General features: G+C 39.4%; 14 protein-coding genes and 1 pseudogene. 7 read left to right on the top strand and 8 right to left on the bottom strand.

The features are described 5' to 3' along the window. Positions 1–210: phage integrase N-terminal SAM-like domain-containing protein (locus tag C9J40_RS18985; RefSeq protein ID WP_199188127.1), on the bottom strand; the 210-nt coding region annotated here is incomplete at its 3' end. A gap of 250 nt (positions 211–460) precedes the next feature. On the opposite strand from C9J40_RS18985, the gene C9J40_RS18980 reads away from it, so the two are divergent. After that, a complete protein-coding gene (locus tag C9J40_RS18980; RefSeq protein WP_107247677.1) occupies positions 461–940 on the top strand; it encodes a lecithin retinol acyltransferase family protein in 480 nt (159 codons plus the stop codon). 160 nt (positions 941–1,100) lie between these two features. Continuing rightward, positions 1,101–1,613, top strand: coding sequence for a methylated-DNA--[protein]-cysteine S-methyltransferase (locus C9J40_RS18975; protein ID WP_107247676.1), 513 nt, complete (start codon positions 1,101–1,103; stop codon positions 1,611–1,613). 238 nt (positions 1,614–1,851) lie between these two features. On the opposite strand, the pseudogene C9J40_RS18970 reads toward C9J40_RS18975, so the two are convergent. Next, a pseudogene (locus C9J40_RS18970) lies at positions 1,852–2,010 on the bottom strand (integrase); the annotation flags it as partial. Between the two features lie 201 nt (positions 2,011–2,211). Here C9J40_RS18970 and C9J40_RS18965 point away from each other — a divergent pair. After that, a complete protein-coding gene (locus C9J40_RS18965; RefSeq protein WP_107247675.1) occupies positions 2,212–2,685 on the top strand; it encodes a GNAT family N-acetyltransferase in 474 nt (157 codons plus the stop codon). A 445-nt stretch (positions 2,686–3,130) separates the two neighbouring features. Here C9J40_RS18965 and mdtD read toward each other — a convergent pair whose 3' ends face one another. Continuing rightward, positions 3,131–4,510, bottom strand: a complete 1,380-nt coding sequence (gene mdtD, locus C9J40_RS18955; protein ID WP_107247674.1) for a multidrug transporter subunit MdtD — start codon at positions 4,508–4,510, stop codon at positions 3,131–3,133. A gap of 215 nt (positions 4,511–4,725) precedes the next feature. On the opposite strand from mdtD, the gene C9J40_RS18950 reads away from it, so the two are divergent. After that, positions 4,726–5,031, top strand: a complete 306-nt coding sequence (locus C9J40_RS18950) for a hypothetical protein (RefSeq protein ID WP_107247673.1) — start codon at positions 4,726–4,728, stop codon at positions 5,029–5,031. Positions 5,032–5,124: 93 nt separating this feature from the next. Here C9J40_RS18950 and C9J40_RS18945 read toward each other — a convergent pair whose 3' ends face one another. From C9J40_RS18945 to C9J40_RS18930, 3 genes are all read right to left on the bottom strand, one after another. Beyond that, positions 5,125–5,700 (bottom strand): hypothetical protein, encoded by a 576-nt coding sequence (locus tag C9J40_RS18945; RefSeq protein ID WP_107208228.1) that lies wholly within the window; start codon positions 5,698–5,700, stop codon positions 5,125–5,127. Between the two features lie 131 nt (positions 5,701–5,831). Further along, positions 5,832–6,332, bottom strand: a complete 501-nt coding sequence (locus tag C9J40_RS18940; RefSeq protein WP_107208229.1) for a hypothetical protein — start codon at positions 6,330–6,332, stop codon at positions 5,832–5,834. Between the two features lie 672 nt (positions 6,333–7,004). After that, on the bottom strand, positions 7,005–8,360 hold the full coding sequence (locus C9J40_RS18930; RefSeq protein ID WP_107247671.1) for a CynX/NimT family MFS transporter: 1,356 nt from the start codon (positions 8,358–8,360) through the stop codon (positions 7,005–7,007). 94 nt (positions 8,361–8,454) lie between these two features. On the opposite strand from C9J40_RS18930, the gene C9J40_RS18925 reads away from it, so the two are divergent. Then, positions 8,455–9,243 (top strand): helix-turn-helix domain-containing protein, encoded by a 789-nt coding sequence (locus C9J40_RS18925; protein ID WP_107208232.1) that lies wholly within the window; start codon positions 8,455–8,457, stop codon positions 9,241–9,243. 919 nt (positions 9,244–10,162) lie between these two features. Further along, positions 10,163–11,734: a BCCT family transporter gene (locus C9J40_RS18920; RefSeq protein WP_107208233.1), complete on the top strand. Its 1,572-nt coding sequence runs from the start codon at positions 10,163–10,165 to the stop codon at positions 11,732–11,734. Positions 11,735–11,870: 136 nt separating this feature from the next. On the opposite strand, the gene C9J40_RS18915 is transcribed toward C9J40_RS18920, so the two are convergent. Further along, on the bottom strand, positions 11,871–13,331 hold the full coding sequence (locus tag C9J40_RS18915; RefSeq protein ID WP_107208234.1) for an SDR family oxidoreductase: 1,461 nt from the start codon (positions 13,329–13,331) through the stop codon (positions 11,871–11,873). Positions 13,332–13,612: 281 nt separating this feature from the next. Between C9J40_RS18915 and C9J40_RS18910 the strand changes: the two genes are divergently transcribed. Then, complete coding sequence (locus tag C9J40_RS18910) at positions 13,613–14,980, top strand: MATE family efflux transporter (RefSeq protein ID WP_107247670.1); 1,368 nt, start codon at positions 13,613–13,615, stop codon at positions 14,978–14,980. A gap of 71 nt (positions 14,981–15,051) precedes the next feature. Here C9J40_RS18910 and C9J40_RS18905 read toward each other — a convergent pair whose 3' ends face one another. Continuing rightward, a complete protein-coding gene (locus C9J40_RS18905; RefSeq protein ID WP_107247669.1) occupies positions 15,052–16,185 on the bottom strand; it encodes a cupin domain-containing protein in 1,134 nt (377 codons plus the stop codon). Between the last annotated feature and the right edge of the window lie 125 nt (positions 16,186–16,310).

Genomic DNA, 16,310 nt, shown 5'->3' with positions numbered 1-16,310 from the left:
ACTCCATGAATGTGTTTTGATCAGTTGTGTAAAATGTTGTTTAAGATCTTCGGTAGTTAATGTGTCTGGTGATTTATCCAGTTGATGGGTAATGCGACGTAGAGCACGACTATAAGCATCAATCGTAAAGGGACGTTTACCTTGCAAGGTGAGATGAGTAAGGTGTTGTTCATAAAGATAATCTGAACGATGTTGTTGCGCTTTGTTCATGATAAATATTCCTTTTTTAAAGGTATATTCACCGTAGTCGAGCTTATGGGCTTTCACTCTGCCGCGCAGCGGCTTCGTTCAACAAGCACTTCAAGTCGGAACAAAAACAGTTGGCTTTGTTCCGCTACGCTCCACATTATAGCCAACTATTTTTGTCCGCTTAAGTGGGCGTTATACCTATGCAACCACTTGAAATTCAAAAGTATGCCTACATATTGATATCGTCAATTAATCAAATGTAGGGATACATATGTCAATTCAAAATCTAAATCCTGGCGATATTGTTGTCAGTAACTTCGGTGTTTATCAGCACTGGTCTCTAGTTTCAGATTCTTTGTGTGAAAAGGGGCTACCTATGCTCATTTCTGCAACCCAACGAAATGGCACCGTTCAAGAAGAGAGCTGGGATGTGGTGACTAAAGGTAAACATACCTATCCAGCTAAAGTTACTTACGACCGCCCAGTTCCAGAGGTACTCGAACTCGCTCGTTCTCAAATTGGGGAGTGGAAATACTCGCTAACAGACCGAAACTGTGAGCATTTTGCTAAATGGGCTACAGGTTTAAAAATGTCTTCGACTCAAGTTGTTGCTGGTGCAACTGGTGCTGTTTTGGGCGCAAGCTTAGTTGGTTTATGCTCAGAAAATCCGAAGTTTGCTAAATTTCTCGGTGGTGCATTAGCTCTGGGCGGTTTAGCCGTTTTAGCTACTAAAGCCGTCGAGAAAAAATAGGTATAAAAACAATTTAAGAGGGATTCCCAACGCTTGGCATTTTTGCTTCTACTTCAATTTTAGTGTTTATGGCACAATGCTTTAAGTTGGGTGATAGCGTTGCTCACCCCTTAATTGGGCGTTATAAATACGGGTAAGTTATTCATAATAAGGACATTCAATGAATCAGATTAATATCCAACACTTTAAACATCCTTATGCCGAATTTGTGCTTGGTTCATATGACGGTAAGCTTTGTCTTTGTGACTTTCGATATCGTAAAATGAGAAGTGCAGTTGATGACCGTATTAAGCGTAGCCTTAACGCTGAATTCGTAGAAAGAAACGACAATGTTTTAGAATCTACTAAAACGCAACTTGAAGAATACTTTCTTGGTGAGCGAAGTGTTTTCGATATTCCTTTATTACTGGTTGGTACGGATTTTCAAAAATCGGTTTGGGACGCATTAAATAAAGTAAAATACGGTGACATTGTAACGTATCAAGATTTAGCTATATCAATTGGTAATGAAAGCGCAGTGAGGGCGGTTGGCAATGCTAATGGTGCAAATGGATTGGCGATTATAATTCCTTGCCACAGGGTAATTGGCAGCAAAGGTGAGCTTGTTGGTTATGGTGGCGGTTTGTCATTGAAAAAACGTCTTTTAAAATTAGAGCAGAATCTCTTCATCTAAGTCTAAATAGTATTTATAACAGATAAGGATATGTGTTGCGAAGCCGACACCTATCCGAAGTGTTGGACAAGCCCAAGCCACCTTATATAAGTAAATATTGGAAATATCATGAAGGGTGATGACAAAAAGAAGTCGAGCGTTATCCTTGGTGTGAACCAATAACTTTAAAATTCTGATTTATAATAAAATCCTCTTTATTTCTGCAGCGTGAAAGCCATTATCCTTATTATCTAACGTCGGTAATTAATGTGTCTGGTGATTTATCCAGTTGATGGGTAATGCGACGTAGAGCACGACTATAAGCATCAATCGTAGCGGGGCGTTTACCTTGCAAGGTGAGATGGGTAAGGTGTTGTTCATAAAGATAATCTGAACGATGTTGCTGTGCTTTATTCATGATAAATACTCATTTTTGAAAGGTGTATTTACCGTAGTCGAGCTTATGGGCTTTCATTCTGCCGCGAAGCGGCTTCGTTCAACAAGTCGTTAAAAAGGACAAAAACAGTTGGCTTTTGCTCCTACGTCGCTAATTTTAGCCAACAATTTTTCGCCTCTTAACGAGGCGTTAGGTTAATCTACTTAAAGTACGGAGTGTAAAATGGAATTTATTCCCGTAAAAATTGAAATGGATGATACTCTCGATTTATGCATACAATTTCGACGAGATGCACATGCAGTAAGCTTTGGGAATGATGCCGGTTTTAGTGTTGATGAAACTAAAGCGTGGTTTACAAAGCTAAGTACATTTGATAATTCTGGCTTTTATCATGTTATCAAAAACAATGAGGTCATCGGTCAAATAGAATTTCGAAATGGCTTGATGGATGAGCAAGGTATAAAGTTTGGCTATATTAACTTGCTGTATTTGTTACCTGAATTTCGTAACAACGGTTTAGGTAAAAAACTAGTGGATTTCATATGTGCTCAGTTCAAAAACGAGCAATGTACATATGCACAGCTACGCTATATTCCTGCAAATTTGCAAGCCGTTAGTTTCTATCGCAAACATGGTTGGTTTGATGTCGGAGAGCTTGGTGAACGTGGGCAATTGGCAGAAAAACGATTAACCTAACAGATAAGGATATGTGTCGCGAAGCCGACACCTCTCCGAAGTGTTGGACAAGCCTAAGCCTCCTTATATAAGTAAATATTGGAAATATCATGAAGGGTGATGACAAAAAGCAGTCGAGCGTTATCCTTGGTGTGAACCAATAATATTAATACCCTGATTTATAATAAAATCCTCTTTAATTCTGAAGCGTGAATGCCATTATCCTTATTATTGAACATCGGTTATCTGGGTCGAAATGTTCCTCTTAATTGCATGATATGTTGGCAGCAGGGGCAAAAGAGTTGGGCTTTTATACGTACCGTTTTATTCGGTGAGGGCAACGTTAGTTACCCAGCTAACATGAACATAAATTGGATCAATAAAGCTGCGGTTATTACTCATATATCGATGTGAGCATCAGTATGTTTAGTACAGATGCTCACTTATTTCATCGCTAACATGAATGTTATCTGTGTATTAAGTTATTACCATCAGAACGCTTCAATGATAAAAAGGACACTGCAGAAATAACGGTTAGCAGGCCCATAGCGATGAATGTCTGGTGAAAATGAGACATATCATTGCCAGCGTAATAGGTTGAGAAAAAGTGTAAAACACACGCGCAGATAGCAAGACCAAAACTAATTGAAAGTAGTTGGGTTACCGCTAGCATACTGTTGCCTGCACTTGCATGATTATCATCTAAATCAGCTAATGTTATGGTGTTCATTGCGGTAAATTGTGTTGCGCGAACAATGCCTAACGCAAACAGTAATGGTAGGGCTAACCATAGAGATAACTGGCCTGATATAAGGGCAAATGCCGCTGTAATAATACCAATAACTATAGTGACCCAAAATAATGTTTTGCGATAGCCTAGACGTTTAAGGGTTCTTTCGACATACGATTTACCTAATAATGCGCCAAAGGCTAAGGGTACCATCATTAACCCTGCATATAAGGCTGATGCTCCCATCCCAACTTGCAACATAAGTGGTATAAGAAAAGGAATAGCCCCTGTACCTAAACGAGAAAATATATTTCCACCGATACCAACAGAAAAAGTCCTAGTCTTAAAAAGTGATAAAGGAATAAGCACGTTTTGTTTTTTTGATGCGTAATAAATATAAGTAACAAGAAGAGTAAAACCAATTAATAAGGTTATAACTGGAATTAAAGCCGTCTCTGATTTAGTTAAAAGTTCAATGCCGCTTAAAAGAGTAATTAAACTTGAGCTAAATAGAATAAATCCCCAACCATCAAACTTACTCGCAGTTGAAGTAAAGTTAGGCATGTAGCGTTTGGTCATCCATAGTCCAATAATACCGACAGGGATATTTATTAAGAATATCCAATGCCAACTTGCATAAGTGACTAATACGCCACCAAGTACAGGGCCGACAACAGGACCGATTAATCCCGGCATTGTTGCTAGGTTTAACGCGTGAACAAATTCATTGCGTGGATAGCTCCGTAATAATGCTAAGCGTGCTACAGGCACCATCATTGCGCCACCAACACCTTGGAGAATGCGAGCCAGTACCAGTTGCGTTAATGTGCCAGATAATCCACACGCCAACGAACCGAGTGTAAATAAGCCTACAGCCCAGCCAAATATAATGCGGGTGCCAAATCTGTCAGCAAGCCAGCCACTAATAGGAATTAAGATCGCAACAGTCAGGGTGTAGCTAATGATGGTTAGCTGCATCGTTAAGGGCGATTCATGCAAGCTTTTCGCCAATGAGGGGATGGCTGTATTTATTATTGTGGCATCAAGAGTCTGCATAAAAAAAGCAATACCCGCAATCCATGGTAGCCATGTCAGTTGTTTTGATGGTTTCACCATAGTCACCTCATTAATGGTAACGATATTCCGCGCGCAGAGTAGCTAGAAGCATAAAACAGTGGAGAGGAAATAACGAAGGTTATACGTAATGTATTATGACTATATCAGTTGTAACTTAACCTGAAGTGAATCGCGAAACATGCTTATTACGGTATAACATAATCGAAAATATGCAGCTAAACTGGTGTTGGGAATATGAAAAGGAGAATCGGTCAATGAATAGAAAACGGATTTTTGTTATCGCATTTATGGTGCCTATTATTTACGGCATAATTTGGTTTTTATCTCTGTACGTAAGTACGGATCTTAATCATTTGTTTTATGAAAACCATATCGTCTTTTTGTATTTAGCTTTGCCATGGTCGTTCTTTACGATAGAAGTTGGCGCAATGTGTAGTACCTATACCAGCAGTTATATCTGCAATCCACTTACTATTTTATTAATAAGCATTGGTTTTGCTGTAAATGTTGTTGTTAGTGCGATTGTGTTAGCTGGGTTGGGTAAGATGCTTAAAAGATAAGATTCTGATTGTTAATAAGTTAATGGTTTTTAAGAATAAAAAAACGACTGTGGTAAAACAGTCGTTTGCTAGAATTTGAAGACTAAACGAAGTTTATTCTGGTACGTATTCTAATGGGGCTTCTAAGTCTTTAAGTACCATTTTTTGAATATTAATTCCTAACATCATGATGATTAAACACCAATTGAGGAAAGGGAGTTTGCCTGTTTGAATGCTTTCAACAAACTGACTTGGGTTCCAACTAAATAATTCACAAATATTCTGCGCTGTCATTTCTTCAAATAGGCCGCTATCAATTAGCTTGGCAAATTGTTCGTTGGTTGGGCATACAAAAGTATTACGAGCACCAAATGCTGATGGTTTGAATAAGCGTAATACGCGACGAATATCCTCAACTGGGATCACTTTGCCATTAGTTGCAATGCTTTGTTTGCCAATTAATGCCGCTAAGAAACACCAACATGGGTATGGAATAGTCGACACATTGAAAGGTTCTTTTTTGTATTTCGCTGTCCAGCTACTTACATTCTTCTCTTGCAAACCAGTGACTAACGCTAACTTCTTTGCATCATAGCCATGATCTTTCAGTAGGTTAATGATTTCAGCGACTTCTGATACGAAAGGTTTTGTCCAATTTTCGTATGAGGTAAATACATTTTCTCTAATCAAAATGCTATTCCAATATGGGATTCAATAGATTGGCGCTGATCATACGTGTTCACACGACGATGTCCATTAATATCCCATCACCTTGTTAAAATCCTTAATCAATTACCAATTAAATTTGTTATTTCATCTAGTTAGCTGGCTGGCTTGGAACTCAGTTCTTGGATTACCTTCAGATCATCAGCAGCTAAAGTGAATGAGTCACTAAGCTCTATAGTTTTATTGCTTTCTTTCTTGGCGTTAACAAGTGTGGCGGTGTAGTGAATTTTTGCACTATGTGTTGTTTTATTAATATATTCTAGGTCTAACACGATACCTGATGCTCGTGATTTATCGATAATATAATGCCCATCCCAAGTTAAATTGGCATCAATATTGTTATTTTTTTGATTGAAGTTTTGGGTGTTTTGATGTGCAAGTAAGGTTTGAAGGCTGTGCTGATTCAGTGAAATAGTTAAGTAATGTTCGGTATCTTTTGACAAGATAATACTGACAGCTGGGGTGTTGTTTAAGTCGAAGTCAGTGGCAATGCCGACGTGAGTTAATGTACCGTGGATTTGGTGATCGTGTTGCTGATTACATCCAGTGAGTAATACGGTGGCAAGTAAAACACTTGCGATGGTTATTCCTTTCATACTATCTCCTCTGTGACGCACTGTATTGTGCCGTTAGCAAAACTAACTCTTTGAGGATATAGACTTTATTGTATGTTATGTCAGTAAATTGTGTGAATTACACGTTGCTTTCTTATTATTAGGTTAGATGATGAATGAGTAAAAGAGATAATTCCTGTAAGAACACTAGCCATAGTGCGCAAATTTAATGGTATATGACATCTTATTATTCGCCTATTGATGGATGGAATTAAAAACAAAACCCAAGAAAATAGAATAAGGCATAGAAACAAATAAAGCCGATCACAAAACCAATGAGATGGTGTATGAATGAAGGTATCTCCGGTTTATGTTTGCGCGCTTTGTTTTTAGTTACGCGGTAACATGCAAGGGCGATCAAAAAGATGATGGTGACAGCAAGGATATAAAATACGTTTTGTTGTGGCTGTGATTGCGTAGATTCTGCTAGTGCAAGGGGAGAAAAAAGAGCAACATTCGTAAGAAGATAAGATAGTTTCATTGTGGTTTACTCATAAGAAATAAAACTTACGTTAAAACTAACTGCTATTAGCGGCAATCATTGTTATTACAAGCTGTTATTGCATAAGTGTATGTTAAGCAGATAAAAAATATCGGCGTCCTGCCGATATATAAGTAATAAGAGATTGGCGTCCTTGCCAATTTAAGAGAGCTTTATAATTTTGCGTTAAATGCTTTTTTAAGTTCGTTACGCTCTTCAGTCACTAGCGCTAATTCATTTTTTACGCGTTTAAGTTCTTCGTGAATATTTTCATGAACGGGTGCATCAATAACGATATCTTTACCGCTTTGTGAGCGAACGATAACGTGTGAGCGTCCTGCAAACAGTGCTAAGAATCCCCATACCACACAGACGGCAAGTGTCATATATAGTGGTGCTTCCCAGCTATGTGTCGATTCATGTAGCGAGCCAAAAATAATAGGGCCAGTTGCTGCAAGTAAGTAACCCATACATTGTGCCATACCTGATAGTGCGGCTGCTTGGTGGGCATCATGAGTACGAATACCAACAAATGAGAGGCCAAGAATAAAACCACCACCACAGCTAAAGCCAAAGCAAATTACCCAGATTAATGCGTGTTCCGGCATCATAAGTAGGCCAAGAATACCGATGAAGGCTAAGACAGCCATCGCAAAGCTCATTGCACGTTTGTCTTTCATTTTTGCCATAAGTGGAATAAGCACGAGTGCTGGTATGGCAGTTGAAAGCTGTAATACACCATGTAAGTAACCCGCTTGGTTCTCTGTGTAGCCGTTATCAATTAGGATACTTGGTAACCAACTGATAAAGATGTACATGATAAAAGAGTTTAAGCCTAAAAAGATGGTAACTTGCCATGCTGCCGCTGAACGCCATAGGTAGCTATGGCTATCAATATCAGCCGTATCAGCTGAAGGGCGAGTGTGACCTGATAATTGTGGCAACCATACAATAATTGAAATAATAGGGAAGATCAGTACGGTTGCTAAAGCAAATGCCCAATGCGGAATTGCCGTAATGCCCATTGAACCTGCTAGGTTCATCATTGGAATAGCCGTACTTGAACTTAACGTTGAGCCAATACCCATGATTAATACATAGACAGCAGTCAAAGTCGTGACTTTTGTTGGGAAGTCTCTTTTTAGTAAGCTTGGCAGTAATACGTTACCAATCGCAATACCGATACCGATAATGCATGTACCTAAAAATAGCATTAAGGTTGAGCCACCGGAACGGATAAGCACACCACAACCAACAAGAACCAGAGCTATCATAAGAGATGGCTCTAAGCCGATTTTACGTGCAAGGCCAGATGATACCGGTGAAAATAGGGCAAAGGCCAACAAAGGCAAAGTAGTTAACATACCGGCTTGTGTTGCACTTAAACCTAAATCTTGTGAGATGAACTCTAGAATAGGTCCTAATCCTGTAAGTGGCGCACGTAGGTTACTTGCAATAAGTAAAATACCCAGGATAACCAATGCTGGTCGTGCAACTTTAGGGACTGTTTTTTTATTTTTATGTGACATAGCTCTCTCCTTAAATCTTTAATGACATAATACCTCTCCTAATTTTTTCTGTATTAAGTTATATTGACAGTAGATATCTAAATTCGGACAAATTATGAAGTACAGTATCCATTTCCCTGAGTTTGACTCCGATCTTTATCCACAAAAGGTCGTTGCATTGCGCCTATCTGGGTTAGAGAAGGATGAAGAAATCCCAGTCCATCAACACCGTAAAGGACAACTTGTTCTTCCTTTAAGTGGTTTTGTTCGTTGTAAAATTGCTGACGCTATCTGGATGGTTCCCGCGAATTGCGCAGTTTGGATCCCAAGCCAAGTACCTCATAGTAATAGTGTTTCTCCTGATGCCGATACTTGTATGCTATTCGTTGATCCAGATGTAGTTGGAATGCCATCTAAAGCGTGCACATTATCTATTTCTCCACTTTTACGTGAGCTTATTGTTCGTTTAACAGAATCCGATCTCTCCTATACATCCGAATGTAAAACCGCAAGGTTAGCGGATGTGTTGATTGATGAATTAACGAGCATGCCATCTGAACATTTTGATTTTCCAATTCCGACTGAGAGTCGATTACACAGTATTGCTTTAGAGCTCATTAATAACCCAAGCGATCGCAGTACTGTTGGTGAATGGGCAAGTAAATATGCGATGAGTGAAAGAACCTTGGCGCGTTTGGTGAAGCAGGAATTAGGATTAACCTTTGGTAATTGGCGTGGACAGCTTCATATTGTGATTGCATTGCAAAAACTGTCATCAGGGGAGCCTGTACAGCGAGTATCAGAAGATTTAGGCTACGAATCGGTAAGTGCCTTTATTACTTTCTTTAAAAAAACCCTCGGACGACCGCCTAAGCAATACATTAAAAAACGGATTAATGATTAAATTTTTAGATATGTGTTTATATCGAGATTTAGACTTGATTTTAGCCAAGGTAAAGAGTCCATTTTTCATTTATATGACAAAACTAGATGGGGGCTATGTCTCGTTGGCTGGCCTTTCACGTAAAATCGACTTCTCTCTCTGAATGGATTTATCAATCAGAGCATTCGCTAATCCCTCACATGTTAGAAGAGCGAAAAGCCTTAACTTTGTGAACGGTGATGGTTTCGGTTGGTATTCCGATCGCGTGTAACAGTACAAATAACACTGCGCCAACGATATATTAAGCAGCAGTTAGGCTGTGTGACATTGGCTTCTGAACCATTAGAGTAAACGAATGATTAGCTTTTAATGCCTAGGCAACAAATTCTGCATATTGATCATATTCACTCACTGACTGTTTATGAGCTAATTGTGGATGAATCTGCTGTTACATATTCGAATTTATCCCTTCTTCATTAGACAACATTTTTCATTAGCTGATCTCTTTGCTTCGATTAAGTGATATCGCAGTGCCGACGAGTAAACTCAGTCGAAGAGGTGAGCAGTGAAAGTGATGCTTTTTCTCATTATTGTGCCTATTACCACGAATTATAGAGACGTTAACATGCCAACTAGACGGCTATTGCTGCATGATTATCTACTGTATTTTGTAATACTAGATGGGAAATGGTTAGAGCAATAAAGACTTTCGATGTTTGGTAATTATTTTCCTATCAATACAGTCTGTATAATAAATATTCAATTTTTTATCGTTAATCAAAATTTGTAATATAAATATGTAACGTCATGATCTACCAATTAAAAAGCTATGCAATGATAGATTGCATGGTCTTTTTATTGAAAATAAAGGAGTTTTTGACTGGTCTTTATGCTTTTTAGCTGCTAATCTCTCGTCCCTCACAAACAACGTGAGATATTTATGCCAAGTAATGCATGTCAAATAGCTGATAGTAACAACACATCTTTGAACTCAGATTCTTCTCGTTTTGAAGCAAAACTAGTTCCAATTCTAACTATTGGTTTCATTTCCTTATTCATTTTTGCTGCACTGGCTGATATGTCCAGCTTTACAGCATTAATTCAAACTAGCTTTGAATCTGCAGCCAATGCTTTTGGTTATAGCTGGCAGATCTTAATGCTGGTTAACTTTCTTATTGCTTTAGCCATTGCTTTTAGCCCTTTGGGTAAAAAGGTGATGGGAACCGTGAAAAAACCAACAATCGGTACTTTTCGTTGGTTAGCGATGATCATGTGTACTTTATTAGCGGGTGGTGGCGTATTTTGGTCTGCCGCTGAGCCAATTTACCATTTCATTACACCACCGCCGACATTTGAAGGTGTTGTTGGATCTACACAACAAGCTGTCGACCCTGCACTGGGTCAAGCGTTCTTACACTGGGGCTTTTTAGCGTGGGCTGTATTGGGCACGTTGGCAACTATTGTATTAATGTATGCACACCATGAACATGGCGTAAAATTACGTCCGCGTGCTTTGCTTTTTCCTATCTTTGGAAAGAAGTTGGAAGATCATTGGTTCGGTAGTGTAATTGATGCTTGCTCAATTATTGCCGTTGCCGCAGGTACAATTGGCCCTATTGGTTTCCTAGCATCGCAGTTAGGTTATAGTTTAGAGTTGCTAACAGGGCTTGAAAATAACGTTCAATCTCAGTTAATGATCCTTGCCGTCGTTGTGTCTATTTATTCTCTTTCTGCTGCGTCAGGAATGGATAAAGGTCTACAGTGGCTATCACGCTTAAACGTGATTGGTGCGTTTGGACTATTACTAGCAATGCTATTCTTAGGCCCAACGAAATTTATTTTAACTGAGTTTGGTAGCGCGTTTGGTGATTACATTCATCATTTTGGCGAGCTAAGCTTAGCGAATGATAAGCCTTCTTGGAATGTATGGTGGACATGGTTCTTCTGGGGTTGGTTTATCGGTTTTGCACCGATGATGGCAATCTTTATTGCACGTATTTCAGAAGGGCGTAGCATTCGTGGTTTAGTTCTTGCGGTTGCGATTGGTGCGCCTATCGTGACGAATTTTTGGTTCGCTGTATTAGGTGGTACTGGTATTTTCCTTGAGCTACAAACACCGGGTGTAATTTCTGGCCCACTGAATGACGGTGGTTTACCGGCGGTATTATTAGCATCACTGTCTAACTTGCCATTAAGCGGTATTTTATTACCTGCGTTTCTTGTGTTGACGACAACCTTTGTTGTTACCACGGGTGATTCAATGGCATATTCGATTGCGATGGTGGTTTCTGGTGATAATGAACCTGATAGTAAGCATCGTTTGTTCTGGGCGATCACTATGGGTGTGGTTGCTGCGGTATTATTGCTTGCAGGTGACGGTGGCTTAAATGCACTGCAATCGTTCATTGTGATAACGGCTGTCCCTGTTTCTATCTTGATTGCGTTCACATTGATCAGTGGCCCAATCGCTGCATACAGAATGACATGTGCAACAAAACAAGTGGCTGCATAATACGGTATATCATCTGTTGATGGTGACATTCCGTAAATGAAAAACGCCCGATATTGCTGTTAGAAATAACATGCGCTATCGGGCGTTTTTTATTATGGACTATAAGTTTTGTTAGAAATAACAAGCAAAGCCAAGGTTATACCGTATCAATCTGTCCATCTTTCGCTTTCGCTTTACAACGTTTGACTAACTGTAATGTCATGCCTCTAAAAATGAATAGGTGTGCAGGCATCATAGCGAACCAGTATAAAAGACCTTTAAAACCTTTCGGGTGCCACCATGCTCTAATATCCACTGAGCGGTGATCACCATGATCATTAATGGTAAATTCTAATCGCCCTAAACCTGGCGCTTTCATCCCAAACAGGAGTGATAAGAAATGGTTTTCTTCAAGACTGATCACCTTCCAAGAGTCAATGCGATCGCCCAATTGTAAATGTTGAGGATCACGGCGATAACGTTCTAGAGCATTACCACCAATCATTGAATCCATCCATTCACGAATACGCCATAGACTGTTGGCAAAAAAGTAACCTTCTTTTCCACCAACGAGCTGAACTTGTTGCCATAAATCTTCAGCACTCGCATCGGTTTTTAACGTGTAGCCCGCTTGTTTAGGGTAATAGCCATAATTAGATTTCCAGCGCGATAATGCATCAGGGTCAAATCCCCAAATCTCACTATCAATAATCTCATCATTCATCTCTAATGCTTCTGATACCGCATCATCGTAACTGATTAAGACTTGTGGGATGTATTGCTGTAACTTGCTTCCATCAGCTGGTAAATCATATTGCAAGCCGTTGATCAATGCTCTCGCAATATTGGTCGGTACTGAGGTAATAAAACGTAGCCAATAAGTTGCCATGGCTGGACTTAAGAATTTAAGCGGTATCACGCGAATTTTCTTATTAAGCAGTGTACCTAAACGTACCATTTGATCGCGGTAGGTAAGTTGTTCTGGTCCTGCAACATCAAAAATGAGGTTTTCATTATTAGGCTTTTTAATCAGCTCAGTTAAATAAAATAACAAGTTTCTAAGCGCAATTGGAGAATTGCGAGAACTGACCCACTGTGGTGTTAGCATCACAGGTAGATGACTTACAAAATCGCGCATCACTTCAAAAGCGGCAGAGCCAGGACCGATAATGATACCTGCACGTAATTCGACGATAGTTTTGCCACTATTGCGAAGAATATTACCTGTTTCTTTACGAGCTAGCAGGTGAGTTGAAGCTGCATCTTCAGATTGTAGCGCGCCTAAGTAGATAACCTGCTTAACCTGACTATGTTCTAAATATTGGCTAAAGTGGCGTGCGCAGTCTAATTCAAAATCAATAAAATCATGACCATGGTTCATACCATGTACAAGGAAGAAAACGATATCAACACCGTGAAAGAGATCCGTAAGGTCACTATCATCATTGAGATCAAGGTAAATTAATTCAAGATTATCAAGATCATTCCAGCCACGCTTTCTTAGCAATTGTAAGTTGCGTCCTGTGGCTTTAACGTGATGACCTTGATTTAGCAATTCTGGCACTAAATGGCTACCAACATAGCCTGATGCGCCGACCACTAGAATTGTTTGTTTCATTACCTCATTGCTCCATTTCCTTATGGTGTGACTTAAGAAGAGTTATCGTAGATATAAAGATTTATATTTTTGTTAATTGTAACCAAGTTCAGAATAATAGGTATGGCATCAAGTTATTTTCGCGATTAGCATAACATTTCACGTCAAATTGATTATCTATCAGTATGCTTTATTTTAGATAATTACTCTGCTTTATCACGACAGTTTATCAGTAAATTTTACCAATGGTTACACGATAATAACTATTATATTATCGATTGTTGTTATTAGGGATTATTGCAATGCCGACACTCATTCTTCAACAATTTGATCGAGGCTTCCTTCGTTCGTTATTTTGGATTGCTTTACCTATTGCGTTGCAGTCAATGTTGTTTTCAAGTCGAAGTCTTGTCGATATTTTGATGTTAGGCCAGTTAGGGAATGCCCAAGTAGCCGCTGCTGGTATTGCAGGTAAAGCCTTTTTTGTTGCCATTATTATGTTATTTGGCGTCTCGACAGGCGGTGCGATGTTGACTGCTCAATATTGGGGGGCGAATAATAAGCAAGGAGTACGAGAAGCAACAGCCTTAACCGTGATGATCAGCGGTTGTTTTGCTTCAGTCGCAGCGGCACTGTTTTTATTTGCGCCAGAATGGATCATGGGCCTTGCGACACAATCGCCAAAAGTTATCGCGTTAGGTTCTGATTATTTACGTATTACGGCATTTAACTTACTCGGCGCGGCATTTGGTATTGGTATCGCTGTGGGTTTACGTTCGATGCACCAGCCCGGTGTTAGTACCTTTTTTAGTGCGATTGGTATTGGTGCCAATATGTTCCTTAATTGGGTATTTATTTTTGGTAAATTTGGTTTGCCAGCGATGGGGATCAAAGGTGCTGCATGGGCAACGTTGCTTAGTGGTGGTATTGAACTGATATTACTGGCCTCTTATTTATATGGGCGAAAACATTTATTAGCGTTTAATTTACAAACGGTTGTAGCTGTTTGTAATAAAAAAGATATTCAGCGTTTTCTTAAACTATCATTACCGATTACATTTAATCACCTTGCATGGGCGGGGGGAATTTTTGTTTACCATGCGATTATAGGGCAATTAGGTGTAAATGGGCTTGCTGCAATGTCGGTGATCACGCCGATTGAGTCACTGTCACTTGCAATGCTGATCGGTATTTCAAATGCGTCAGCTGTATTTATCGGCAATTTACTCGGTGCCAATAAAAATGATGAAGCCTATTTAAAGGCGTGGGCATTCTCGTTACTTAACTTAGGTTTTGCTTTATTAACGGTATGTGTGATGTTTTTAATTAAACAGCCGTTATTAAGTTTATTTTCAGGATTAACAGAAGATGTACGCGCGTTAACTGATCATTTCTTTGATATTTTTGCAGTTATTCTGGTGTTAAAAAGTATTCCAATGGTAATGATTGTTGGTGTATTACGAGCTGGTGGTGATATTAAGTTTTGCTTCTATCAAGATATTATTGCGCAATGGATGATCGGTATTCCCGTCACCGCATTCTGTGCATTTGTTTTACATTGGCCGATAGAGTGGGTTTATGCTTTATTAGGTTTAGAAGAGCTAATTAAATGGTTTGCCTCATCGTTTCGTGTACATTCACGACGTTGGATGAATAATTTAGTCGCTTAAATATACGGCCTAAAAGAAGAGGTTGACTCCCGCTTATTTAGGCCATTTTTAGTCTGATAACATGACTTTATTTATTCTGCTAAGTACCAATATCCAAGGTTTATAAGCTGAGTAAGTAGCGTTAATACGGCAGGGTGATGAATGGCATTGCCTAGAGATTCAGCAGTCACGACTTGCTCATCACAAAACTGTTTTGCGGTCTCTGCACATTCATCGGGTAATGCGTATTGTTCACCATTGATGAAGATGATCTCAGGTTGAGCATCATGATAAAACGCACGTAAGCCGCTAATGCGATTAAAGCTATCGCCATTCATTAAGCATTGATAGGTTTCTTCATTACTCCACTCAGGATCAGACGGAACAATATCTAACTCGTGACGATTTTGGCTTAAATGTTCGCCCATCCATTGTTTTAATAAATGCGGGTGATCAAGCAAACTGCGCATCATGGTTTCAAGATCATGGTAATCTTGCTCTGAAATCGCACCATTACAACGACGGGTAGAGAGGGCTGGGTTGTGGTAGTGGACATCACCAATATCATTTGAAATCACGAAATCAGCAAAGGTACTTAATAACTCTTGTTTTTTAGGCGAACGGAAACCGACAGAAAAGCTCATGGATGTTTCCACAGAATAGCCATCATGTGGGAAACCAGGTGGAATATATAAAATATCTCCCGTTTCTAACACTTCATCAATGATTGGCTCAAAACCTTTAATCTGGCGTAATGCCGAATGACGAAACTCTTCCTCATAATCATCGCGTTTCTCACCCACACGCCAATGACGTTTTCCTGAGCCTTGAACAATAAATACATCATACTGGTCAATATGAGGACCAACACCGCCACCAGGGGTTGAATAGCTGATCATTAAATCGTCAAATAACCAGCCTGGAAGTTGACGAAAAGGAGTGACTAATTGTGCTGCACCTTCATGCCAATGATTAGCGGCTTGTACGATGAACGACCAATTCTCTTCTGGCGTATTATCGAAGGTTAATGGCCCATGCAGGACTTCCCATTGGTCATCTTTTTTTGCAATGTAGCGAGAATCAACTTCTTCTTCCATCGCAAGCCCCGCTAATTCGTCAGGGCTGATAGGATCGACAAAGTGCTTAAAGCCACCTTTAATAATGGTTGGCTTTTTTTGCCAATATTGGGTGAGAAATTCTTCTAGGGAGAACGTTAATTGATACATTCGCAAGCTACTGATTATGAAATAGGCGATGAGTATAACGTAATTAAAAAACATCGACGGATTTTTATGTTGCTAAGTGTCATAGATATGTAAATACAATCTGGAATTAACGTCTTTATATTCAT

This window comes from Photobacterium sp. GB-72, assembly GCF_003026095.1.
Taxonomy (GTDB): Bacteria; Pseudomonadota; Gammaproteobacteria; order Enterobacterales; family Vibrionaceae; genus Photobacterium.
Note: the sequence above shows the minus strand (reverse complement) of the source record. Positions and strands in the feature narration are given on the sequence as shown.

What these genes read in the sequence shown, in the direction of transcription:
- C9J40_RS18980 (WP_107247677.1), top strand. Translation starts at nt 461, where the DNA reads ATGTCAATTCAAAATCTAAATCCTGGCGATATTGTTGTCAGTAACTTC.
- C9J40_RS18975 (WP_107247676.1), top strand. Translation starts at nt 1,101, where the DNA reads ATGAATCAGATTAATATCCAACACTTTAAACATCCTTATGCCGAATTT.
- C9J40_RS18965 (WP_107247675.1), top strand. Translation starts at nt 2,212, where the DNA reads ATGGAATTTATTCCCGTAAAAATTGAAATGGATGATACTCTCGATTTA.
- mdtD (WP_107247674.1), bottom strand. Translation starts at nt 4,510, where the DNA reads ATGGTGAAACCATCAAAACAACTGACATGGCTACCATGGATTGCGGGT.
- C9J40_RS18950 (WP_107247673.1), top strand. Translation starts at nt 4,726, where the DNA reads ATGAATAGAAAACGGATTTTTGTTATCGCATTTATGGTGCCTATTATT.
- C9J40_RS18940 (WP_107208229.1), bottom strand. Translation starts at nt 6,332, where the DNA reads ATGAAAGGAATAACCATCGCAAGTGTTTTACTTGCCACCGTATTACTC.
- C9J40_RS18930 (WP_107247671.1), bottom strand. Translation starts at nt 8,360, where the DNA reads ATGTCACATAAAAATAAAAAAACAGTCCCTAAAGTTGCACGACCAGCA.
- C9J40_RS18925 (WP_107208232.1), top strand. Translation starts at nt 8,455, where the DNA reads ATGAAGTACAGTATCCATTTCCCTGAGTTTGACTCCGATCTTTATCCA.
- C9J40_RS18920 (WP_107208233.1), top strand. Translation starts at nt 10,163, where the DNA reads ATGCCAAGTAATGCATGTCAAATAGCTGATAGTAACAACACATCTTTG.
- C9J40_RS18915 (WP_107208234.1), bottom strand. Translation starts at nt 13,331, where the DNA reads ATGAAACAAACAATTCTAGTGGTCGGCGCATCAGGCTATGTTGGTAGC.
- C9J40_RS18910 (WP_107247670.1), top strand. Translation starts at nt 13,613, where the DNA reads ATGCCGACACTCATTCTTCAACAATTTGATCGAGGCTTCCTTCGTTCG.
- C9J40_RS18905 (WP_107247669.1), bottom strand. Translation starts at nt 16,185, where the DNA reads ATGTATCAATTAACGTTCTCCCTAGAAGAATTTCTCACCCAATATTGG.